This window comes from Halanaerocella petrolearia, assembly GCF_054657875.1.
Window position 1 is genome coordinate 122499 of the sequence record NZ_BAAHXW010000001.1, and the last position, 23419, is coordinate 145917.

A 23419-nucleotide genomic window follows, 5' to 3' on the forward strand; every position below is an offset into this window, starting at 1 on the left:
TTTATATGTCTTCTTTTATTTAAGGCTAAAAGCAGGAACTTAACTATAAAAGTTTAAATAGATAAAAATGAAGGTTAGATTAAAGATGATGATAAAGGAGGCATGAATTTAGTAATGCAAGATAGAGAAGATTTAATTTTTGCTTTAGATATTGGGACTAGAACAATAGTAGGATTGATTTTAGAGCCTAGAGGAGAAGACTTTATAATTAAGGGCTCTGAAGTTATAGAACATAATAAGAGATCAATGTTAGATGGACAGATACATAATGTTATGGAAGTAGCCAATCAAGTTAAAAAGATTAAAGAAACGCTAGAAGATAGATATCAAGTTGAGCTGAGAAAAGTAGGAGTTGCAGCAGCAGGTAGAGCTTTAAAGACTATTCAAGCCCATTATGGAACTGAATTTAAGAGTAAAAAAGAAGTTACTGCAGAAGATATGAGAGTATTAGAGTTTGGGGCAGTACAGCAAGCTCAGAATAAATTACAGTCTCAAGAAGAAGAAAAGGCTAATAGTTATCATTTTGTAGGGTATACAGTCTTACAGAATAAACTAGATGAGATTAAAGTCAGTAATTTAATTGGACAGCGAGGTAAAGAGATTACAGTAGATGTAGTAGCAACTTTCTTGCCACGAATTGTAGTAGATTCATTATTAACAGTAATTAGAGAAGCTGATTTAGAGGTAGAACATCTGACTTTAGAACCAATTGCCGCCTCAAATTTGATTATTCCTCGCCAAATGCATGGTTTTAATTTAGCGTTAGTAGATATTGGAGCTGGAACATCAGATATTGCAGTTACTAAAGAAGGAGCAATTATTGGTTATGAAATGGTTCCTGTTGCTGGAGATGAAATAACAGAAGCTATTTGTGAAGAATATATGGTTGATTATCATACGGCAGAGAGGATAAAGAGAGGTCTATGGAATGAAGAAGAAATAGAAGCTAAAAATATCTTAGACCAGACTATTACTTTAAGAGCTAGTGATGTAGTCAAAGAGATTAAAGATAAGATTGGTAAGTTAGCTAGACTAATAAGTCAAGCCATTTTACAGTTAAATGGTAGTCAACCTCAAGCAGTAATGTGTATTGGGGGTGGAAGTCTGACTCCTTTGTTGAAACAGAAACTATCAGCTGAATTAGATCTACCTGAGGCAAGAATAGGAGTCAAAGATATAGATAATGTTGATGAAGTAAAGGGCCAAATTGAAGATTTATCTGGTAGCCAAGCCATTACCCCTTTAGGAATAGCAGTTAGTTGTTATCGTAATTTAAATCGGGCCAACTTCCTTGATGTAGAATTGAATGGTGACTTGATACACTTATTTACTTTGACTGAACCTAAAGTATCTGATGCTTTATTGGCAGCAGAGATTGATGTCAGTAACCTTAAAGCCAGTCCTGGCATGGCTTTAACAGTTGAAGTAGCAGGTGAACTGAAGGTAATTAAAGGTACAATGGGAACTAAAGGTGAGTTAAAAGTTAATGGTGAAGAAGCTGAAATTGATACTCAAATTGAGAATAGAGATCAGATTAGGGTTACTTTAGGTCAATCAGGAGAGTCTGGACAAGGAGTAGTTGCTGATGTAGTACCTGATTTTCCAATACGAAAGATAGAAGTCAATGGAGAGGAAGTGTCAGTTGAACCTCAATATCATATGAATGGAGAAGAGGTTTCTTTAGATACTGAACTTAAAGATCGGGCAGAGATTGAATATAAAGTTCCTCAAACTATTAAAGAGATAGTAACAGAAGTTTTAGAACTAGATATTAGTGATTTATCTAAAAATAAGATTACATATACTCTTAATGGGACAGAAGAAAGCTATAGTTGGCAAAATTATAATTTGCTATTAAATGATCAACCAGTAACTTGGGAAGTAGAAGTTAATGATGGAGATAAGATAGAGTTTAATACTGGTATAGGAGAAGAATTACAGATTAGAGATATTTTAGAAGATGATCTAGAAGAAAACTTATTAATTACCTTTAATAATCGTCAGATAGAAGTACCAGTTAAAAACTATCAATTATTAAAAAATGACCAACAAGCTAATAAAGAGGATTATATTCAACAAGGAGATAAAATTGAATACCAACCAGAAGGTATTAGGTTGAATCAATTATTAGAGTATATTAATTATCAAGTTCCAAAGTCTTTATTAGAAGGGAATCTAGTAATAGAGAAGAATGGTCAGACTGCTAAATTGACTGAAGTTCTAGCTGATGGCGATGAAGTAAAACTATATGTCTCTAAAGAAGGGAAAAATAAACTTATTTAATAAGGCATAACTAAAGGATGAATTAGGGAAGGGCTAAGGGAAGGAAGTTGGCCCTTAGCTATTCTTTCATAAAAAAGTCAAAATAAATGAAGGGTTTATCTGTTTTAACTATAAATATTAATATAGACACTATTATATAATAATACTAATTTTTATAAAAAATTTAAAATAAAAGAAGGAGTTAAGATTTTAGTCTATAAATATATAGATAGTACTATTAATTTTTTATAAGATAGTTTTTAATTTAATTATGTAATTTACCTCTATAACTTTATATTATCTATAACCTGGTAAATTTATTTTGTGCAATCGCTTGCATAATTAGAGATTGTATTTTCTTTGAAGGGGGTGGTAGTAGAAGTAGTAGCAACAGAATTAGAAATTCATTAATCATTAAATGGAATATTATTCATTAAATCAAGGAGGAGATAAGTGATGTTTAGAGGTAAAAAAATAACAAATTTTGCCCTTAGTCTGGTAGTAGTAGGTCTGGTTATGGCATTAGCAACTGGAGGAGCTTATGCAAAAGATGACTCTGATAAGTCTGTTGAAGAGAGGTTGGCCCAATTAGAAGAGAAGTTAGCTATGCAGCAAGATGGATTTGAGTATCATGGTTATGCTCGTTCAGGATATGCAGTATCTGCTAATGGTGGAGCAGCTAAACAACCCCTTGGACATCTTTTTGGTTCATTCCGTCTAGGAAATGAATATGGTACTTATGTTGAGCAAGTATTCTCTAACAAGTGGACTGCTAAAGATGGCTCGTGGATGAAGAATCAATTTCTTTTAGCTCATAGTAATGGAAGTGATTCAGTTTGGAATGATGGAGTTGCTCTTAGAGAAGCGTTTGTAGAAGGCGGTAACTTTGATTTCGCTCCAGAAGGTACTTCATTCTGGGCTGGACAGAGATTCTATGGTCGTGATGATATTCATATTACTGATTTCTATTGGCGTGATATGAGTGGTACTGGTGCAGGGATTAAAGGACTTAAGACAGATCTAGGAACAATGGATATTGCTTTCATTGGTCAGAGTAGTGGTGATGTTAAAACAGATTTAGGAGAGATTTCGCAACAGAATATTGACCTTCGTTTAAAAGGAGTAAAAGCCTTAGGTGGCTCTATAGATTTTGAAGTTACTCCATCTTGGTCAGCTGATAATAAGAAATATAATGGAAATGCTGATAATAAGAAATATAATGGAAATGCTGAAAGTGGTATTCAACTGGCAGCTATTCATAATAAAGGTGACTTCTATGGTGTGATGCCTGGCTTTACTAAGACAGCAATTCAGTATGGTAATGGATTAGGTGCTAGTTTAGGTAGATCTAATGGAATGGGTAATGATGAAGATGCTACAGCAACTAGAGTCTTAACTTATGGTGTTGGTAATCTAACTGATAAGACAGAAATTATGCCTCAGTTTGTTTATCAAGTAAGTGATGATGGATCTAGTGATACTACTACTATTGCAACTGGAGCTAGATTAGAACGTCATCATACTGAGAACTTTGCAATGCAGTATGAGTATGGTTTTGATTATGAAGATAAAGATAGTTATGATGATGCTAAGACAATTAATAAGTTTACAGTAGCTCCAACTATTACTTGGAAGAGTAGTTTCTGGTCTCGACCACAGCTACGAGTATTTGGTACTTATGCTACTGCTAGCGATGATAAGAGCTTTGGTAATGGATATGAAGCAGGAGATAGTGGTATGACTTATGGTTTCCAAATGGAAGTATGGTGGTAAAAAAATACAGACCCTATCTGAGAATAGGATCTGTAGAGTAAGTTAGACAATATAATGTTAAAGAGAAACCCCCTTAACATTGTTATAGATCTGAGAGAACCTTGGCCGAGGTTCTCTCTTTTTTATTATAACCAATAATTTTGCTGTTGTATAGTCTTTAAGTATTATATTTTAGATTTATAAAATTACTTTTCTTCTCTTGTGGATTTCTTCATCTTACTAAAAGTTTCTTTTAAGGTAATTGCTAACCAGATAACTGTTACTATAGTACCTATTAACTCAGCAATAGGAAAAGCAAACCATAAGGCATCTAAGCCATATAGCTGACCTAATAAATATGTAATTGGTAATAATAAGATTATCTGTCTTAAAAAGGAGATAGTCAAACTAGGAATTCCTTGTCCTAAAGCCTGAAAGGTAGCAGAGCCAATAATAGTTGGACCAATAATTGGAAAAGCTAGACTGATTCTTTGTAGAGCAATAGGTCCTATTTTTAGTAATTCAGGATTAGTATTGAATAGTTTAATCAATTCATCTGGGAATAACTGGAAAATTATAAAACCTACTATAGTAAAGACTCCTCCCATAAAAACACCTGATTTAATTGTTTCTTTCATTCGATTAGGATTGCCATGACCATAATTGTAGCCAACTATTGGCATATAACCTTGATTTAGACCAAAGACAGGCATGAAGACAAATGATTGTAGTCTAAAATAGATACCTACTACAGCAATTGCTGTAGTACTATAGTGGGCAACTATCTTATTAACTCCTGCTATCATAAAGCTAGCTAAAAACTGCATAACCATAGCAGGTAATCCTACCTGATAGATCTGTTTAATAATAGCAAAGTCAAATTTGAACTCTGACAGTTTTAAATCAATCTGATTATCTCCATAGAACAGAATATAAGCAATAAATGAACCACTAATCAATCTGGACAATACTGTAGCATATGCAGCTCCTGCTACTTCTAATTTAGGTAAGAATCCAATACCAAAGATGAAAAAGGGATCAAGTAAGATATTTAATAAAGCTCCAATCACCATAGTTAACATAGGGATGAAGGTATTTCCTTCTCCTCGTAAAATATTATTTGAAATAATAGGGAAGAATAAAGCCAAAGAACCAATTAAAATAATTCTAATATATTCTTCACCTAATGCAATTAAGGTGGAGTCAGAAGTAAATAGTCTAATTAGATCATCAGAGAATAATAATCCAACAATGGCAACTAAAATACCGTAAATGAAGGTGATAATAATAACATGTTCAGCAGCATTATTAGCTTTATGGGCTTGACCACGACCTAGTAATCTAGAAATCAAAGAACTAGTTCCTACTCCAGTTCCCACAGCAATAGCAATTAGGATCATTTGAATTGGAAAGGCTAAGGATAAAGCAGACAATGCTTCTTTACTGAGGCGTCCAATGTAAATACTATCTACTACATTATATAAAGCTTGTAAAAGCATACCTATAATTGATGGAATGGATAGTTTTAGCAGTAGTGGAGTGATTGCTTCAGTACCTAATCGTTCTGATCTTTTATTTTCTGTCATTTTAACCCTCCTAAAAAATTATGTATGCTATAAATTATCCTTTGCATAATTTAAGCAAACTATCAATTATTATATATAAGAGCAATTATTTAATCAAATTTCCTTTCTGTGAGATAAATCATATAAGAGTTAGAGAGAATTGTATATAATACAATTGTAGTGAAAGGAGAGGATAGTTATGAATGATAAAGAATTTGATAAAGAGGAGATGAAAGAGAAGTTTAAAGAAGAGTTAGGTTTTATCCCTCCAGGAGTTATGACAGGAGAAGTATTAGGAGATGACTTTCAACAGATTATATCTGATTATCATGAAATTGTGTGGCGTGATGAAGTAATTCCTTTAAAATATAAATATTTAATTGCTATATCCTCAGCTGTTTTTGCTGATAATGAAAAACGAGCCAAGTTAGAGATGCAAAAGGCAGTTAAGTATGGTGCTACTAAAGAGGAAATAATTGAAGTTTTACGACAGGTAGTCTGGTTAAATGGAGCTCCAACTTTAGTAAAGTTGGCCCCAATTATCTCTTTTATGAATAATATATTGGATAATAAATCGACCTCAGAGGGGGAATAAAGATGGAAACAGAAGAAGTAATAGATCTATTGAGAGAAGAGCATGATAATATTGAACGCGTTTTAGAAGTGATGCGTAAATTATCTGTAAAAATAATGGAGACAGGAGAAGTAGATTTTGAAGCTTTTGCTGATGCTATAGATGTTGTTAGAAATTATGCTGATGACCATCATCATGGTAAAGAGGAAGACATTTTATTTAATAAAATGTCTGAAGAGTTGGGAACTGATGTAGAAGAAGGGCCAATTGAAGCTATGTTGTCTGAACATGATCTAGGAAGATACTTTATTAATAACCTTGAAACTGCTTTAGATAAAGTTAGACAGGGAGATAATAAAGCTAAGGTAGATATTATAGCTAATGCTGTAGCTTATGCTGATTTTCTTGCTGGTCATATCTATAAGGAGAATAATATTATATATAGTTATGCTGAAGTAGAGTTAAGTTCAGAAGTCATGACTGAAATAGCAAAAGAGGCAGGTATAATAGAAAAGACAGCAAAAGAGAAGGAGTTTCAAGAAGATTATCTAAATCTAATTAATAGGTTAGAGGAGCAAGTAGCAGATATTGACTTATCATAAATGTTGAACTTTAGTAGAATAATAAATTATAAGGAGGAGTTATTGATGAAAGAAGAAGTTAAGAAAGTATTAGATCAAGTTAGACCATCATTGCAAGCCGATGGAGGAGATGTAGAGTTAGTTGAGGTTACTGATGAAGGAGTTGTCAAAGTTGAATTACAGGGTTCATGTGCAGGATGCCCTATGTCTCAAATGACTCTAAAGAATGGTATTGAGAAAAAGCTAAAAGAAGAATTGCCGGAAGTTAAGGAAGTACAATCTGTATAGTTAGGAAAGGAGAAGGGATAATCCCTTCTCCTTTTTTTATTTATTAGCTTAATCTACTTTCGATTTCCTTCTGAATATCAAAGGCATTCATTCCTCTAGCATTGATTACTTGTGCTTTAGTCTTAATATCAGACATATTCATCATGTTATTATCTTCTCCACTGACAACTACTGCATCAACATTCTGGAGGTTTTGGTTATCTAAATCAACTATATCATAACCATTTCCTTGTAATTCCTGAGTGACATTGGATAAGCCACCTTCAACTGCAATTTTACGATTCATTATTGTAGTCACCTCTCTTAGTTTACTACTTCTTTTATTTATTATTTTGGCTTTTAAATAGTTGAAAAATACATAGTAATTTTTTAATAATCATAAAATATTATTCTTATTTAATCTCCTTTTTAATTATTTACTATAATTATACAACAGGAAAAGACTAGAATAATCTAGAATAGATTAGTGGGAAGGTGGTAATATGAAAAATAAAATAATAATTTTAGTATGTATTCTAATTTCTATTTTAACTTCGAATATTTATGCTGCAGAAGATAGTATTGATTCTTGGTATTCAGAAATTAGTATTGGATTAGGTTCGACAAGTAGTAAAGTAGATATTGACAGTAAAAGAGTAATTCAGACAGATATAACTGATGATTATTGGGATCAATATTCTTTTGATTTTATTATGCCTCAAGCTGAGGAGAATAGAAATGATTTAACAGCTACAGTTTTATGGCCTATCATTAAAGGACCTGTTAAAGTGGGGGTAAGTGGTAGTTTTAATCAGCGAATGACAAGTGTTGGCCCATTTGTTGGTTATGAAGATAATAGATTTGAAGTTTCTGCTGCTTATAAACAGTTAAGATATGACTATAGTGCTACATTAACAGATACAGTTGAGGCAGCTTGGGAAGGAGATCCAGGATTATCTATTAATAATCAATCTTATGAGCCAGGAACTGAAGTAAAAGCAAGTATTGCAGATGAGCTAAAGACTGGAGGGATTAGTTTAAGAGGAACTTATAAGTTTAATGATAATGTTAAACTAGTTACTAGTTGGACTAGAACTAAAGAAACTACTATGTCACCTAAAGTAGAATATCAAATCAATGGAGAAGAGGTAACAAGTGATTTTAGCAAGAATGAACAGGTATCTAAAGTTAAAGTAGATAACTCATCAATAGTTTATTTTGGAATTGCATATAGTTTTTAATTAATTGACTCCGTTATGGAGTCAATTTTCTTTGTTTTTGAATTTTAATTTACACTTCCGTGATTTAAATCACAGAAGTGTACTGAAGATTTATTTATAATTTAAATTAGTGAATGAATATTCATTCACTTGATATTATTTAAAGTAGTTTAGGACATAATAAGTTAATGACTACTTAGAAAGGAGGGGAACAATGAGTAAAAAAGAATTAATTCGGATTAGTGCTATTAAAGTAATTGCTAATGAAGGTTATTATAATACGACAGTAAAGATGATAGCTAATCAAGCAGATATTGCAGTAGGAACAGTTTATAATTATTTTTCTAATAAGAAGGAAATTTTAAATTATATTTTCAAAGTAGAGTTTGATAAAAGAATTGAGTTATTAAAAAAGTTGAAAGAAAAAGATATTTCATTGAAAGAAAAGTTAGTTATCTTTTTAGATGATCATTTTGATGACTTGCAGTCTAATCCAGATGTAGCATCAGTTTTAGTACAAGAGAGTAGGCCACCTAGAAAGTATAGTTTAGAGGCAATTAATGATTTTATGGATAAATTACCTGACTTATTGGCTATAATGATAGATGCAGCCAAAGAGAAAGGGGAAATAAGAGAAGTAAATTCTCAATTAATTGCTAATTCTATCTTTTATACTATTCGTGGAGTAGCTATTAAGACAGCTCAAGATTCTGCTTATAGTTTTACACAAGCTAAAAAAGAATTAATCAATCAAATTTGGTTTGGACTAGAGAAGTAATTGCAAATTAATAAAATAAGGAGGAGTTAATAATGGAAATTATTAAAATGGATCAGATGGAAGGAAACAAAAGATGGGAAGGGATAACAGTTAAGAAGATACTCAAGAATGATGATACTCAGGTAATGAATTTAGTACTAGAGTCTGGAGATGAAGTCCCAGAACATTCGGTACCAGTTAATGTCTTCTTTTATATAGTGGAAGGTAAAGGAACATTGAGAATTGGAGACGACCAAAAAGTAGTAGAAACGAAAGATATTATTCCTTGTGCTCCAAATACTAAGATGTCACTTAAAGCAGATCAAGGTGAAGGCTTTGTTGTATTGAATGTTAAAACTCCTAGTTTATAAGTTAATAACCCCCCTTGGATAAATTTCAAGGGGGATTATTTATAAAATTAATTCTAAATATCATAGAGACTTTTTAATTTATCAACTTTAGCTTTGATTTCTTGAATATAATTTCCTTGTGTAGAAAAAAAGGTATAATTAGCTTCAATAATAGCTATAGTACCCTTGATACTTGATTTTAGATTTGTGACAGCTACCTTATAATCTGCTATAACAGTATCTTTTACTTTGTTTTTAATTTTAGTGGAGACTTTAAGAGCATTATTAGCATTTTCGGCTATTTCTAAAGGAACTTCAATTATCTCTTTTAGTCTTTTTTGATCGTTGAAATTAGTTTTTAAATTAGATTCAAAAGCTATTGTATCTTCTTCAATAGCCTGAAGTAGTTGTTTTTCTATTTTATTAAGTTCATTTTGATGTGACTTTATATTTTTTTCAAGGTTATCTTCACTAACTTGCCAGACTAACTTGAGTAAGGATACACCTAATAAGGCAGTAGTAGCAGTTGTTGCACCACCTGCTGGAACAGGAGTCTTTTGTTGCCCAATTTGTTGACTGAACTCCTTGATTGATTTATCAGTAATCATTTCTTCTTCCTTTCTATTAGGATGCTAATTTATTCTTTAGTCTAGGAAAAAGAATATTATTTTCAAGGTGAATATGTTGAAATAAATCTGATTCAAGATTTATTAGCCTATCATAAGTCGATCTAAAGGTGGTACAGACATCATCAGGTACTAAATATTGATCTGTAATTTCTCTAATTTCTTTTAGTATATCTCCAGCGCCATCATGTTCTCCTTCTAGTTGTTCAATTATATCTACTATTCTTTTTAAAGATACATTAGAAGATCCTTTTTCATATTCTTTAATTAAAGGGAATAACATTTCTTCTTCTGTAATTAAATGTTGTTCTAATTCTATTCTTAATTCATTAAATAATTTATGAACTTTAGATAGAGTATCTTTGTGTTTATTACCATGTACTCTTAGTATTTTTACTACTAATTTATTGAGCTTAGGTAGTTCATCGTATAAATAAGCATGATGATTATTTATAATATGTTCTGTAAGCTCGGTCAATGAACTTTTCTTCCAGTCGATTTCATTATTTAATTTTTCTTTAGTATCTTGGTAACTCTCTTCAAGTTGAGTCAATATCTCTTCTTCATCGAGTTCTTTTTCTACTATAGCAGCCTTTAATTCTCTATCTCCTCCACAGCAGAAATCGATATTATATTCTTTGAATATATCACTGGCTTTAGGAAACTTGGATACAATTTCTCCAATTTTTTCAGAAGAATTAAATTGTTGCTCCATTATCATCACTCCTTGTTAATTATGTTATTATTATTATAAACTAGAATAAGATAGAAATATATGATATTTATCACAGATAGTTAACAATTTATAAATTTAATTTATTAAAATAATAAAGAGGTGGCTAGCCACCTCTTTATACTCTGATTATAGTCCTAATTCATTTCGTTTCTTCATAATATGATCTTCAATTCCATCTGCTGCTTTTTGAGGATTATTCCCTAGAGCAACTTTACCTCCAGTTAAGTCTTCTAATTCGTCAGTTAATAGATTGACTAATCTTTCTCCTCCAGCAACTGGTGGAGTAGGAGATAGGTGAGTATATAATCCATAAGCAAGAGCAAACATAGCGTCTATAGTTGCTTTTTGTTCTAAATACTGTGGTGCTGTAACGGCTACAGGTAGTTGAGCAGTATCAACCTCTAAAAAGTTGGCTAATTCAGTAACTAACATAGAGATTCTTCCTGTATCAGTACAGGTACCAAAGCTAAGAACTGGTGGAATAGTAAGTTGGTCACAGACTGCTTTTAATCCATCTCCAGCATATTTTTCAGCTGCATCAGGAGCTGTTAAACCTGCTACTTCTAAACCATGATTACCACATCCACCACTAACAATTAGGATGTCTCTACTAACTAGTTCTTTAGCAAGGTTGACTGTCATATAATCATGAGGACCATTAGCTAAAGTTGTACAATTAATTAATCCTACTACTCCTTTAATATTTCCTGATTTTATGACATCTACTAATGGGTCTAATTTGCCTCCTAAGGCATTTAATACAGCTTCAGTAGAAAATCCAGTAACTGACTTTTGGATTCTATCAGGAACATGAGGAGTAATTTTATCTTTTCGTTGCTTGAAGTTTTCAATTCCCATATCAATTAGTTTATGAGCAATATTCTCGACTTCTGTTGGTTTATAGTCGAAGTTATCATCTACTCCTGGAATTCTAACTAGATCATTAACTGAGGTTAATTTAATTTGATATTTATCTGCATAAGGTTTCAAGTTAGGTGGAGAGCAGTTTTCATCCATAGCAAAGACATCTACTGCACCTGTAGCAAGAACTGGTTCAATAGCTAACCAGTTTCCAGTTAGACCACGGAAGACATTGTCCATTTCAAAGCGTTGTAGTAATTCTTGTCCTGTTTCAATAGATCCAATAACTCTAATACCTTTAGCACCTGCATCTTTAGCTTTCTGTTGGATTTGCGGATTACGAGCAGCGTAGATAGTTGCTGCACCAGTCCAAGGTTCATGACCATTAAACAATATATTAACGTAATCAGGGTCTAAGATTCCTAAGTCAGTATCAGCTTCATGAGGTTGAGGAGTTCCAAATAGAATATCTTGTACCATTTCTAATCCTAATTGGGCTCCATAAATAGTAGCAATTCCAGCTCGAAGAGCTTTTCTTGCCATAGAGAAGTGATCTCCATCAACATTAGTTAGACAGCTAGCAGTGGCATCTTTAATTTCATGCATTACCCCAGCTGGATAGATAGCTAAGTCTTTCCAGACTTTCTTTCTAGGTTCTGGTGCAAAGACCTCTACCATCTGAGGAGGTTCATCGTAATTGCTGCTTAATTGATCTATCAAGGCATCTCCTAGTTGGATTGCAATATCTTCTTTCTTTTGATTAGTATCAATACCAAGTGAGTCGGCCATCCAATTTAATTTTTCTTCGTCAGTAATACCAAAAGGTGTCTTTCCTTCTCCAGTTGATTTAAGAGTTCTGAAAGCATTATAGGCATGATGAGTATATGTACCAGTTCCCATGATGTTTCTTAGCAACATATTTCTCATGGCCATAGCATCAGGATCAATGCCACAGTCACCTAATTCAGCACCTGCTTTTTCAGAAATACGACAAGGACCATTAGTACATAACTGACAACTAACACCATCACTACAGAAACTACATCGTATTTTCTCTTGTGGATCAAAACGATCAAAAACATTACTCAATCCATCTTCATGAATCTTTTCGTACATCTCTTGTACTGTCTCGTGAACACTAACTTTTCCACCTGTTAGTTCTTCAATACCAGGTATTGCATCTGCCATTTGAAATCCTCCTTTATTATATCCCTTTGGTTCGCTTTATATAATTTGGATAGATTAAATTAAATATACATCAAATTCTGTTTTAAATAAACTGGGCAGGAAAGGAATTAAGATAATGTTAATATTAACAAGGTATCAATTGATAAGATTATATAAATAATAAGAGATAAATAGTATAAGGAGTGATATTGATGGCAGAGGTTAAGTTTTGTGAAAATAATTTTAACCATAGTGGAGTAAAAGGAATTAAGGATAGAGTAAAGAATGAATTAAATGCTAATGTAGATGTAGAACCTTGTTTAGGCCACTGTGGAGATTGTGCTGTAAGTCCTATTGCTGTAGTAGATGAAGAGTTAGTTCAGGCTGATACAGCAGATAAGTTATATACTAAAATCCAGAATAAAGTGCAACAGAAAGTAATGTCATGACTCAGAAATCTCATGTACATTGTACAGTAGATAATTGTCAATGGTGGCAGGAGCCTAATCTCTGTGTAGCAGAAAAATTGTTAGTTGTCAGTGATGATTTTGCTAATAAATTGTCTAATGAAGTAGATGTAGAAGATACTAATCAGATTATAGAAGAAGAAGGATTATCTCCAGTTAATGATTGTGCTCAAAGTTGTTGTAAAACCTTTGTAGCTCGTGATAGATACCAAGCAGGTAAAGGCGGAAGTGAGTATAACCAATAGAATAGGTTGTTATAAGGCTGGGGATTAATCCTCAGCCTTATTTTTAGTAATGAATAATTTTTTAGCTAGTTTTTTTCCTTCTTTACTTAAATAGAGTCTATTTATTGTAGTTTCTATATTATTTAATTGTTTTATATTACATTCTACAGGTAGATTGACTAACCAATCAGCATCATAGAGAATTTTAAATTCTAAACTAGTGATATTTCCTGGTGAATGATGGTGAGCAATAATCTCACAGACTTCATCAATTATTTCTTCTGTTATAGGGAAAGAATTTAGTATTTGGCGAGCAATAGTTGGCCCTTCTTGTTCTTGGTATTTTCCAGCTGTACTTTTATATTTTCTTTCTGCTTCATGAATTCCAATATCATGTAAGATAGCAGCATAAATAATAACTTCTTGATTAATATCTTTTCTATTATGGTTTTCAATTAATTGTTCAGCATAATTTATTACCTGTAAAGCATGATTGATTCTGTTGGTATCTGCTCCAAAGTAATTTTTCATTGCAGTAATTATTTTTTCTTTATACATTTTTCTCCTCCTTATAGTTTATTATATTTTATAAATAATTAAATGCAAATTAAAATTTAATTAAGTTATAATTCCTACCAATATGGTTGACATTAGTTTTACTTTGATATACAATATAAGTAAATATTCTTGAAATAATAAGCCCTAATCAGAGGAGAGGTTATAATGTTTGGAAAGCAGAAATTAGAATCAGAGCTTGAAGAGATAAAAGAAGAGAATAAAATTCTAAAGTCTGAATTAAAGGATAAGGAGAAAGAGTTGGCACGGCTAAGAAGTAAAAATAATAATATAGATCAGTTAAAAAATAGACTACATAATCTTAAAGAAAATGCTAAAGCAAGAATAGAAGAGATGAAGACAGAAGATGATTGGATTATAGATCAAGTTAACCAGATTAATAGTCAACTCGAAGATGTATTAGAAGAAAATGAAATTGGAGAAGAAATTATTAATGATATGAGATCTAATCTTAATGATTCACAATTGAGATTAGATAACTTTCATAAGACATTTAATCAATTGCAACAAGAGATAGGTGATATTACCCAATTTGCAGCAGAAATTAATGATATAGCAGACCAGACTAATCTATTGGCTTTAAATGCTTCTATTGAAGCGGCTAGAGCAAATGGCTCTTCAACTGCTGGAGGGGCTAACTCAGGGGCTGGATTTTCAGTAGTAGCAGAAGAGATCAAAGAATTAGCTACTCAGACTTCTGACCTATTAGAAAATATTACTTCTAGTACTCGCAATATTTATCAACTATTAGATGAATCAGAATCTGGGATTGGTAGACTTGTTTCTCATTTAGATGAGAATAAGGAAGTAGCTCAGAAACTACATATTCAATTCTCTAATATAGTAGATATAATAGATCAATCTTTTATTAAAGTAAATGAAATTAATGAGGCAGGAAGTCAACATTTAGATTTAGGAGATAATATTATTAATAATCTGGACAAAGCGGATTTAATACTGAAGAAAAGTATGAAAAAATAGAATAGTAAAAAAAGACTAGGACTATCCTAGTCTTTTTTATATGAATAATTGTTAAAAAAATCACTATGGTATCCTTTTGCTGTGAGGTTTATCACAATGAAGATGGATATATATGATATTATGTTATTGTGATAGTTATTACAAGCACGTAGATTGTATTTAAGTCTAAATTTTACTATTAAAGGAGGATTAATAAGATGGCAAAAGGGGATATTAGTTCTAAAGAGAATGTAGATGGTTCTTTATTAGCTAGATTAAATGATAAGAATCTTGTAGATTCTCTTTTTGCTTTTGTAGGAGCATTTATTGGCATTGGGATTATTACTTATTTGGCTTATCAGACAGAAAACTTTTCTTTGATTGCACCTCCTTTTGGTGCGGCAGCAGTCTTATTTTTTGCAGCTCCAGGAGCTCCTTTGGTAAGACCTAAGAATGCATTAGCAGGTCATTTGATGTCGGCTTTAGTAGGGACTATGGTTTATCATTTTTTAGGTCTAAACTGGTTTAGTATAGCTTTATCTGTATCTTTAGCTATTGGATTGATGGTTTTAACTGGAACTACACACCCACCTGGAGGAGCTACAGCTTTCTTAGCGGTTATGGCTGAGAAAGACTTTGCATTTTTAATTAACCCAATTTTAATTGGAACAATTATCCTATTCATAGTTTCAATGGCTACTAATTACTTTCACCCAGACAAGAGTTATCCAGCCAAATAATAGTCATTATATTTTTAGGAAGTGGTGAAATGAATGAAGAATTTTGGTACGGCAGTTATACTAGCTGGCGGTAAGAGTACCAGAATGGGCTTTGATAAACAATTATTAAAGGTTAATCAGACTAGGTTATTAGGGTTAGTAACTAGTAAATTAGAAGAAGAATTTGAAGAGATAATAATTGTTAGTAATTATCCAGAGTATTATTCTGATTTTAATTATAGAGTAGTGTCTGATGAGATACCTAACAGAGGCCCTCTAAGTGGTATCCATGTAGGATTAAAAAGAGCGAGTAGTAAGTATGTCTATTTTTTAGCTTGTGATATGCCCTATATAAATCTTGATTATATTAGATTTATGAAAGCAGAGGTTAAAGAGAAAGATATAGCTGCTTGTGTTACTGAAATAGAAGATAAAGTAGAGCCCTTTAATGCTTTTTATGCCCAAGATATAATTTCTGAGATAGAGGATTATTTATTGGCAGAAGGTAGGGCTCTTTATTCATTATTAGAGAGACTAGATTGTTATTATATTAATGAGGAACAGGCAAGAAGATTCAGTTCTAATTGGAATATGTTCTTGAATCTGAATACTAAAGAAGATTTGTTGAGATATTATAAAGCTATGATTAGTTGATTGGAAAGGAGTAGTTAAAGTAGATGGAGATAAAACAGTCAGTCTGTAACTATTGTTCTTTAGGATGTAATCTTAATTTTTATGTTGAGGATAACGAAATAAAAAAGGTAGTTCCTACTGAAGGTTATCCTGTAAATGATGGTTTCTCTTGTATAAAAGGATTAGAATTGGACGAACAATGTACTGAGCATGGTACCCAAAAATCACCTCTTATTAGAGATGAATCTGGTGAAATGAAAGAAATATCCTGGGATGAGGCTTTTGAGACATTTGTAACTAGAATGGAAGCGATTCAAGAAGAATATGGAGAAGAGAGTGCAGCCTTTATCAGCACAGGCCAAATTACTACTGAAGAGATGGCTCTGTTAGGTCATATAGGTAGAACTCATATGGGAATGAATGGTGATGGAAATACAAGACTCTGTATGGCTACTTCTGTTGTGGCCCATAAACAGAGTTTTGGATTTGATGCTCCACCATATACACTAAATGATTTAGAGTTGTCAGATACAATTATATTTATTGGGGCCAACCCAGTAGTTGCTCATCCAATCGTTTGGGATCGGGTACAGAAAAATAAAGATGCTAAAGTTATCTCAATTGATCCAAGAAAATCAGAGACAGCAAGTAATTCTGATATCTGGGTAGATATTAAACCAAAATCAGATCTTAGGTTACTATATACTCTAGCAAATGTGTTAATTGAGCGAGATTGGATTGATAAGGATTATATTGAGGAGTGTACTGAAGATTTTGCTGGCTTTAAAGAACATGTCCAAAAGTATACTTTAGAAAATGTAGAGGAAGAGGTAGGAATCTCTAGTCAGCAAGTATTAGAATTGGCTGAGACTATTTATCAAGGAGAGAGAGTTTCTTTCTGGTGGACTATGGGAATCAATCAAGGACATCAAGCAGTTAGAACAGCTCAAGCTATTATAAATTTAGCCGTTATGACTGGCAATATAGGACGAGAAGGAACTGGGGCAAATTCTTTAACAGGGCAGTGTAATGCTATGGGATCAAGAGTTTATAGTAATACAGCAGGTCTATATGGTGGCAGAAGTTACAATAATCCTGCTGACAGAGAAAAGGTAGCTGACATATTAGATATTGATCCAGAGATGATACCATAGAAAGGTACTATACCATATAATGAGATTATAGATGGTATCAATGAAGGAGAGATTAAAGCCCTCTGGATAATTGCAACCAACCCAAGACATTCTTGGACAAATAATGAAGAGTTTAGAAGAGCAGTTGATAATCTAGATTTCTTTGTTGTACAAGACTTATATCCTGATACAGAGACTTCAGAACTTTGTGATCTATTTTTACCTGCTGTTCCATCGATTAAAAAAGAAGGAACTTTAATCAATACTGAACGTCGTGTATCAGCAGTAACTCCTGTACTTGATAAAGAAGAGGGAGAATTAACTGATTATGATATCTTTTATGGGATAGGACAAGCTTTAGATACTACTGATTCTTTAGAGAAATGGAAGACACCTAGAAATGCCTTTGAGTTAATGAAACAGTGTAGTGAAGGTATGCCTTGTGATATGACAGGAATAGATTATGATGAACTTGTTGGTTCTAAAGGAATTCAATGGCCTTTTAAAGAAGGAGATAAGTTAGAAAGTAACCAGCGTAGATTATATGAAGATGGAGAATACTTTACAGAAAGTGGGAAGGTAAAGTTTATCTATGAAGATATAGCTGAGAAACCAGAACTTCAGACTGAAGATTTTCCTTATATCTTTAATTCGGGGAGAGGAACTGTAGGACAGTGGCATACTGAGACAAGAAATCGAGAGATGGAATTAGTAGAAATGAGTACTTTATCAGATGCTTATGTATATATTAATCCAAAGTTGGCCCGAGAGTTAGATATATTAGAAAATGAAAAGATCTTAATTTCATCTACTAATGGTCAACAGAGAAAGTTTACAGCAAAGTTAAGTGATACTGTTCAGAAGGATCAATTATATGCTCCAATTCACTATATTGAAACAAATGCCTTAACACCATCTGTATTTGATCCTTATTCTAAAGAACCTGCCTATAAATATGTATGTGTTAATGTTGAAAAGATTGAAGAATAGGAGGGAATACATTGAAGAGGATAAACATAGATAGAGATAAATGTATAGGATGTCTTACTTGTGCTACAGCATGTAGAGTATCTCATAATTCTAAGGATTCGAGAACAAGAATTACTGTAGATAGTCAAGAGAAGTATGCCCCTATATTCTGTAGACATTGTGATCAGCCAGAATGTGTCTATACTTGTATGAAGGGAGCTATGACTAAAGATCCAGATACAGGTATTGTAGAATATGATGAATCTCGTTGTGCCAATTGTTTCATGTGTATTATGGCTTGTCCATATGGAGTATTAAAGGCAGATAGTGAAGAGCATCAAGAGATTATGAAGTGCAATATGTGTCAACATACAGAAAGTAGTACCCCTCAATGTGTAGAAAAGTGTCCAATGGAAGCAATTACTTTAGAGGAGGTAGAGGAATAATGAGATATGTTGTAATTGGTGCATCTGCTTCAGGTATTAATGGGGCTAAGACCCTTAGACAACTTGACCAGGATGCAGAAATAATATTGGTTTCTAAGGATGAATATGTTTATTCAAGATGTATACTACACCACTATATTGAAGGTGAGCGAAATGTAGAAGAGCTTGATTTTAGTGAAGAAGATTACTTTAAAAAGTATAATATAAAGTGGAAAAAAGGAGTAGTAGTAACTGAATTAAATGATACAGAATATACTTTACGACTCTCTAATGGTGAAAGTTTAGATTATGATAAGGTACTTATAGCAAGTGGAGCCTCTTCCTTTATACCTCCAATTAAGAACTTAAGGGAAACTAATGATGTAGTTGGACTTAGAAATTTAGCAGATGCCAGAAAGATAAAAGAAATTGCTCCTAATATAGATAATGTAGTTGTTTTAGGAGCAGGACTGGTAGGAATTGATGCTTTAACAGGGTTGTTAGATTTTGATTTAGATATCAGCTTAGTGGAAATGGAAGATAGGATTTTAAAGCAACAGCTTGATGATTATACAGCTGATAAGTATCAGGAATTATTTGAGAAAGAAGGAGTTGATCTAAAGTTAGAGGTTAGAGCAGAAGAGCTAGTAACTGATGAAAGAAATAATCCTCAATACTTAATCTTAAATAGTGGAGAAAAGATTCCTTGTGAACTTGTGATAGTAGCAACAGGTGTTAGACCAAATATTGATTTCTTAAATAATAGTGGATTAGAAACTGATCAGTCAGGTCTGATTATTGATAAGAAAGGCCAAACAAATAAAGAAGATGTCTATGGTGCTGGTGATGTAACAGGAGATAATCCAATCTGGCCTACAGCAGTTAAAGAAGGTATTATAGCAGCTAATAATATGATCGGTAATGAAATGATAATGACTGATTTCTTAGGTAGTAAGAATACTATGAACTTTTTAAACCTTCCTACAATGTCTGTTGGGATGGTAGAAGCGCCAGATGAAACTTATAATGAAGAGATAAAAGTTGCAGATGGTAATTATAAAAAAATCATCCATAAGAATGGAAAGATTTATGGTGCTGTAATTCAAGGAGATCTATCTTATGCAGGAGTATTAACTCAGTTGATTAAAGAGGAGATAGATATCTCCAGAGTTAAGAAACCATTATTTGAAATAGATTATGCAGACTTTTTCGATATTAAAAGTAATTTGGAATATACTTATTGATATTAAGCAACGCTTAATATCAATAGTTGACAGTGTATAGTTTACAATTTACAGTTAAAAATTCAACAATCTATTATTTTATAAAGATTTTTGGGATTAGTGATCTTGAATTTAACTGTACACTGTTTACCGTCAACTGTTAACTGAATATTGTTTCGTCTTCGAGCCTTACTACCTACGGATTAAGTTCTAGGGTAGATAGAGCCGTTAGGGGTTATAGAGAAATCTTTGGCCCTCCCGACTTTGGAAAGAAGGCAGTCAAGGGCCAACTCTGTCTTTTTTGCAGAGTTGGCTTTTTTTAGGTAAAGAGTATAGTTTATCAATAAGGGGTGGGAGATAATTAAGAGATTAGTAATTATATCTTTAATATTAACTGTTTTAGTTACTGGATGCTCGTATATTAATAATAGAAAAAATAAAAAGACTATTAGAGTTATGGCTGCTGCTAGTTTAACAGAAGTATTTAATGATTTAAAAAAAGAATTTGAAACAAAGTACAATAGTAAGTTAGAAATTAATTATGCTGGAAGTCAAGCTTTATATAGTCAGATTAAAGCTGGAGTAGGAGCAGATATATTTGCATCTGCTAATATTAAGTATATCAGGCAGTTAGATGAAACTGATCTAGTAATTAATCCAACTATCTTTGCCCATAATAAGTTAGTTATAGCTGTCTCGAAAAGAAATAATGATATCCATGGCATGAGTGATTTGGTACAAGATGGGGTAAAGCTTGTAATTGCAGATGAATCTGTACCAGTAGGTAGATATACGAAACAGATGTTAGATAAACAAGTTAATAATCCTAAGTTATCATCAGATTATAAAGAGAGTTTTTTAGATGCTGTTGTATCTAAAGAGTTAGATGTAAAGAGTGTAATGGCCAAAGTAGAGTTAGGAGAAGTAGATGCAGGTGTTGGTTATAAGACGGATGTTAATGCTAGTAATCTAGAACAAGTGAGAGTGATCGATATTGCAGATCAATATAATGTAATTGCCACCTATCCAATAGCGTTATTAAAGGGGATTAGTTTACAAGATAAAGAAATTGCTAATAAGTTTTTAGATTATCTCTATTCTAAAGAGGGAAGAAGAATACTAACAGAACATGGATTTGTCGCAGAGAGTAGGTAATAATATGGTTGAAGATTTGATTTATAAAAACTATAATCAGAAAATAAGTGCTACTTCTTTAACAGAAAGTAAACAAAGGATAGATAAAACTAAGATATTAATATCAATTATTGCTTTATTTAATATAGCCTTTATTCTATTAGTAATTACTTCCTTGTTTTTAAAGTCTTCAGTAAGTGATATTCTATTAGTAGTTCAAAATATAACTACATTAAATGCAGTTAGAGTAACAATTACTTCATTAGTCTCTTCAGCAACTGTAACAATGGTGATTGGAGTTCCTTTGGCTTATGTAATGGTTCATAATAATAGGATCGGTAGAGTAATCAATATAATCTTAAATATCCCCTTGGTGATGCCACCTACTGTTGCAGGATTAGCTCTATTAATGACCTTTGGTAGAAGAGGAGCCTTAGAGAGTATAGTTACTAAGTTGAATTTTGATATTCCATTTAGTTTTATAGCCTTAGTAATAGTTCAGATATTTGTTATGTTACCACTCTTTACTCAGTCATTAAAGAGTGGTTTTGCAGCAATTAAGCAAGATATTAGAGAAGCTGCTATAGTCTCTGGTGCAGGAGAGAAAGAATTACTAGTTCATATCTATTTACCATTAAGCATTAGGTCATTTCTAACAGGAATTATTATGGCCTGTTTGCGAGCAGCAGGAGAGTTTGGGGCTACAATTATGTTTGCCGGGAATTTATCAGGTAAGACCCAGACACTCTCTACAGCAATTTATACTCTTTCGCAAAGGAGTTTAGATCAATCTATCTCTTTAGCAGTTCTGCTTATTGTAATCTTTTTAATTCCATTATTGATTATAGAGTTAAAATTGAAGAAATAAATAATAGTGATGAATTATAGAAGTTGGAGGTGTTAGTATGTCAGATTTATTTAATTTAGTAGAGGTTGTAGAAGTTTTTGAAATATTAGAAGAGAAGATAGATTACACTTTAGGTAGTGAAAAAATAAAGGTTACACAGGCTAGAGAGAGAACTTTAGCTACAGATATTAAGAGTAAGGTTGATCTTCCTCCTTTTTCTCGTTCCACAATGGATGGTTATGCTGTTAGGGCTGAAGATACTTTTGGTGCTTCAGAATTCTTACCTATTTTTCTTGATTTAGTTGGTGAAGTAGAGATGGGAGAAGAAACTCAACAGGAGGTTAAGTCAGGTCAGGCAATTAAAATAGCAACTGGTGGTATGTTACCTGCTGGAGCTGATGCAGTAGTAATGGTAGAGTATACAGAAGAGTTAGGCACTCAAGAGATAGAAGTCACTAAAGCAGTAGCTCCAGGAGAGAATATAGTAACTAAAGGTGAGGATATTAGCTCAGGAGATACTTTATTAGAAACAGGAAAATTACTACGTCCTCAAGATATTGGTGCTTTAACTGGGATTGGAGTTACTGAAGTAGAAGTCTTTGCTCAACCAGAGGTAACTGTCTTTTCGACAGGTGATGAATTAATAGCGCCTGATAAAGAACCTAAATTAGGGCAGATTAGAGATATTAATTCTTATTCAATAGGAACTTTAGTAGAAGAATCAGGTGCTGTTACAACTTACGGTGGTATTATTCCAGATAAAAAGGATCAATTAAGAGATCAATTAGCTGCTGAGATTGATAACAGTGATTTAGTTATCTTATCTGGTGGTAGCTCAGTAGGAGTTAAAGATTTAACTGTTGACGTTTTCAATCAATTAGGTCAGCCAGGGGTATTAATCCATGGAGTCTCGATTAAGCCTGGTAAACCAACTATTTTAGCTTTAGTTGATGAAACTCCAGTAATCGGTCTACCTGGTCATCCTGCTTCTGCTTTAGTAGTAGGAGAGATGATAGTTAAACCACTACTACAGAGGTTAGCAGGAAGAGAAGGACAAAGTCGATTTAATCAAGTAGTAGCTAAGGTAAATCGCAATATAATCTCGACTAAAGGAAGAGAAGAGTATATTCGAGTCAGTTTAACTGAAAAAGAGGGCCAACTATGGGCCAACCCTATCTTAGGTAAATCTAGCTTAATTACTACTTTAGTCAAGGCAGATGGATTAGTGAAAGTAGGAGTTGGTCAAGAAGGGATTGCAGAAGGTACAGAAGTAGAGGTGCTGACTTTCTGATATATTGCGACATTGTCGCAATATATCAAGTTGACAGTTGACAATTTACAGTTAAATTCAAGACCATTAACCGTTAACTGTTAACTGTACACTGTCAATT

The 23419-nt window shown here is 32.7% G+C and carries 24 protein-coding genes, 1 pseudogene and 1 riboswitch; of the genes and pseudogenes, 19 read left to right on the forward strand and 6 right to left on the reverse strand.

The window, feature by feature from the left end; translation table 11 throughout:
* The first annotated feature begins 102 nt into the window (after positions 1-102).
* Together ACYQ39_RS00620 and ACYQ39_RS00625 are read left to right on the forward strand one after the other, a co-directional pair.
* Positions 103-2283, forward strand: coding sequence for a cell division FtsA domain-containing protein (locus ACYQ39_RS00620; protein ID WP_459839939.1), 2181 nt, complete (start codon positions 103-105; stop codon positions 2281-2283).
* Between the two features lie 435 nt (positions 2284-2718).
* Positions 2719-4035, forward strand: a complete 1317-nt coding sequence (locus ACYQ39_RS00625) for a carbohydrate porin (RefSeq protein ID WP_459841597.1) — start codon at positions 2719-2721, stop codon at positions 4033-4035.
* A 185-nt stretch (positions 4036-4220) separates the two neighbouring features.
* Here ACYQ39_RS00625 and ACYQ39_RS00630 read toward each other — a convergent pair whose 3' ends face one another.
* Positions 4221-5600, reverse strand: a complete 1380-nt coding sequence (locus tag ACYQ39_RS00630) for an MATE family efflux transporter (RefSeq protein ID WP_459839940.1) — start codon at positions 5598-5600, stop codon at positions 4221-4223.
* A 178-nt stretch (positions 5601-5778) separates the two neighbouring features.
* Here ACYQ39_RS00630 and ACYQ39_RS00635 point away from each other — a divergent pair, with 178 nt between their 5' ends.
* Genes ACYQ39_RS00635 through ACYQ39_RS00645 form a run of 3 tightly spaced genes read left to right on the forward strand, consistent with a single transcriptional unit; the run spans position 5779 to position 7022 of the window.
* Positions 5779-6174, forward strand: coding sequence for a carboxymuconolactone decarboxylase family protein (locus ACYQ39_RS00635; RefSeq protein WP_459839941.1), 396 nt, complete (start codon positions 5779-5781; stop codon positions 6172-6174).
* A gap of 2 nt (positions 6175-6176) precedes the next feature.
* Positions 6177-6755 carry a hemerythrin domain-containing protein gene (locus tag ACYQ39_RS00640; protein ID WP_459839942.1) on the forward strand — a complete coding sequence of 193 codons (579 nt, stop codon included), beginning with the start codon at positions 6177-6179 and terminating at the stop codon, positions 6753-6755.
* A 45-nt stretch (positions 6756-6800) separates the two neighbouring features.
* On the forward strand, positions 6801-7022 hold the full coding sequence (locus ACYQ39_RS00645; RefSeq protein ID WP_459839943.1) for a NifU family protein: 222 nt from the start codon (positions 6801-6803) through the stop codon (positions 7020-7022).
* A 43-nt stretch (positions 7023-7065) separates the two neighbouring features.
* Here ACYQ39_RS00645 and ACYQ39_RS00650 read toward each other — a convergent pair whose 3' ends face one another.
* Entirely contained in the window at positions 7066-7308 is a 243-nt protein-coding gene (locus tag ACYQ39_RS00650; protein WP_459839944.1) for a YkuS family protein, read from the reverse strand.
* Between the two features lie 196 nt (positions 7309-7504).
* On the opposite strand from ACYQ39_RS00650, the gene ACYQ39_RS00655 reads away from it, so the two are divergent.
* From ACYQ39_RS00655 to ACYQ39_RS00665, 3 genes are all read left to right on the forward strand, one after another.
* Positions 7505-8242, forward strand: coding sequence for a hypothetical protein (locus ACYQ39_RS00655; RefSeq protein WP_459839945.1), 738 nt, complete (start codon positions 7505-7507; stop codon positions 8240-8242).
* A 193-nt stretch (positions 8243-8435) separates the two neighbouring features.
* Complete coding sequence (locus tag ACYQ39_RS00660) at positions 8436-8999, forward strand: TetR/AcrR family transcriptional regulator (RefSeq protein ID WP_459839946.1); 564 nt, start codon at positions 8436-8438, stop codon at positions 8997-8999.
* Positions 9000-9031: 32 nt separating this feature from the next.
* Positions 9032-9349, forward strand: coding sequence for a cupin domain-containing protein (locus ACYQ39_RS00665; RefSeq protein WP_459839947.1), 318 nt, complete (start codon positions 9032-9034; stop codon positions 9347-9349).
* A gap of 53 nt (positions 9350-9402) precedes the next feature.
* On the opposite strand, the gene ACYQ39_RS00670 is transcribed toward ACYQ39_RS00665, so the two are convergent.
* The 3 genes from ACYQ39_RS00670 to cooS form a co-directional block, all read right to left on the reverse strand.
* The gene (locus ACYQ39_RS00670; RefSeq protein WP_459839948.1) at positions 9403-9936 is read right to left on the reverse strand and encodes a cyclodeaminase/cyclohydrolase family protein; all 534 of its coding nucleotides are present in this window, start codon (positions 9934-9936) and stop codon (positions 9403-9405) included.
* 16 nt (positions 9937-9952) lie between these two features.
* Positions 9953-10669 carry an iron-sulfur cluster repair di-iron protein gene (gene ric, locus ACYQ39_RS00675; protein ID WP_459839949.1) on the reverse strand — a complete coding sequence of 239 codons (717 nt, stop codon included), beginning with the start codon at positions 10667-10669 and terminating at the stop codon, positions 9953-9955.
* 147 nt (positions 10670-10816) lie between these two features.
* Positions 10817-12739, reverse strand: coding sequence for an anaerobic carbon-monoxide dehydrogenase catalytic subunit (gene cooS / locus ACYQ39_RS00680; RefSeq protein ID WP_459839950.1), 1923 nt, complete (start codon positions 12737-12739; stop codon positions 10817-10819).
* A gap of 191 nt (positions 12740-12930) precedes the next feature.
* On the opposite strand from cooS, the gene ACYQ39_RS00685 reads away from it, so the two are divergent.
* Positions 12931-13167 (forward strand): DUF1450 domain-containing protein, encoded by a 237-nt coding sequence (locus ACYQ39_RS00685; RefSeq protein ID WP_459839951.1) that lies wholly within the window; start codon positions 12931-12933, stop codon positions 13165-13167.
* Positions 13164-13430, forward strand: coding sequence for a DUF1540 domain-containing protein (locus ACYQ39_RS00690; RefSeq protein WP_459839952.1), 267 nt, complete (start codon positions 13164-13166; stop codon positions 13428-13430). Before ACYQ39_RS00685 ends, ACYQ39_RS00690 begins: the two co-directional genes overlap by 4 nt.
* A 24-nt stretch (positions 13431-13454) precedes the next feature.
* On the opposite strand, the gene ACYQ39_RS00695 is transcribed toward ACYQ39_RS00690, so the two are convergent.
* Positions 13455-13967 (reverse strand): HD domain-containing protein, encoded by a 513-nt coding sequence (locus ACYQ39_RS00695; RefSeq protein ID WP_459839953.1) that lies wholly within the window; start codon positions 13965-13967, stop codon positions 13455-13457.
* 165 nt (positions 13968-14132) lie between these two features.
* On the opposite strand from ACYQ39_RS00695, the gene ACYQ39_RS00700 reads away from it, so the two are divergent.
* The 9 genes and pseudogenes from ACYQ39_RS00700 (at position 14133) to ACYQ39_RS00740 (ending at position 23319) form a co-directional block, all read left to right on the forward strand.
* Complete coding sequence (locus ACYQ39_RS00700; protein ID WP_459839954.1) at positions 14133-14966, forward strand: methyl-accepting chemotaxis protein; 834 nt, start codon at positions 14133-14135, stop codon at positions 14964-14966.
* 197 nt (positions 14967-15163) lie between these two features.
* A complete protein-coding gene (locus ACYQ39_RS00705; RefSeq protein WP_459839955.1) occupies positions 15164-15685 on the forward strand; it encodes an HPP family protein in 522 nt (173 codons plus the stop codon).
* A gap of 33 nt (positions 15686-15718) precedes the next feature.
* Positions 15719-16318 (forward strand): molybdenum cofactor guanylyltransferase, encoded by a 600-nt coding sequence (mobA, locus tag ACYQ39_RS00710; protein ID WP_459839956.1) that lies wholly within the window; start codon positions 15719-15721, stop codon positions 16316-16318.
* Between the two features lie 23 nt (positions 16319-16341).
* A pseudogene (locus ACYQ39_RS00715) lies at positions 16342-18420 on the forward strand (molybdopterin oxidoreductase family protein).
* 11 nt (positions 18421-18431) lie between these two features.
* Positions 18432-18845, forward strand: a complete 414-nt coding sequence (locus ACYQ39_RS00720) for a 4Fe-4S dicluster domain-containing protein (protein ID WP_459839957.1) — start codon at positions 18432-18434, stop codon at positions 18843-18845.
* Positions 18845-20068, forward strand: coding sequence for an NAD(P)/FAD-dependent oxidoreductase (locus tag ACYQ39_RS00725; RefSeq protein WP_459839958.1), 1224 nt, complete (start codon positions 18845-18847; stop codon positions 20066-20068). The genes ACYQ39_RS00720 and ACYQ39_RS00725 overlap by 1 nt, the downstream gene beginning before the upstream one ends.
* Positions 20069-20215: 147 nt before the next feature.
* Positions 20216-20338: riboswitch (molybdenum cofactor riboswitch) on the forward strand.
* A 165-nt stretch (positions 20339-20503) separates the two neighbouring features.
* A complete protein-coding gene (modA, locus tag ACYQ39_RS00730) occupies positions 20504-21202 on the forward strand; it encodes a molybdate ABC transporter substrate-binding protein (RefSeq protein ID WP_459839959.1) in 699 nt (232 codons plus the stop codon).
* 4 nt (positions 21203-21206) lie between these two features.
* A complete protein-coding gene (locus tag ACYQ39_RS00735; protein WP_459839960.1) occupies positions 21207-22049 on the forward strand; it encodes a molybdate ABC transporter permease subunit in 843 nt (280 codons plus the stop codon).
* 37 nt (positions 22050-22086) lie between these two features.
* Positions 22087-23319 carry a molybdopterin molybdotransferase MoeA gene (locus ACYQ39_RS00740; RefSeq protein WP_459839961.1) on the forward strand — a complete coding sequence of 411 codons (1233 nt, stop codon included), beginning with the start codon at positions 22087-22089 and terminating at the stop codon, positions 23317-23319.
* Positions 23320-23419 lie beyond the last annotated feature (100 nt).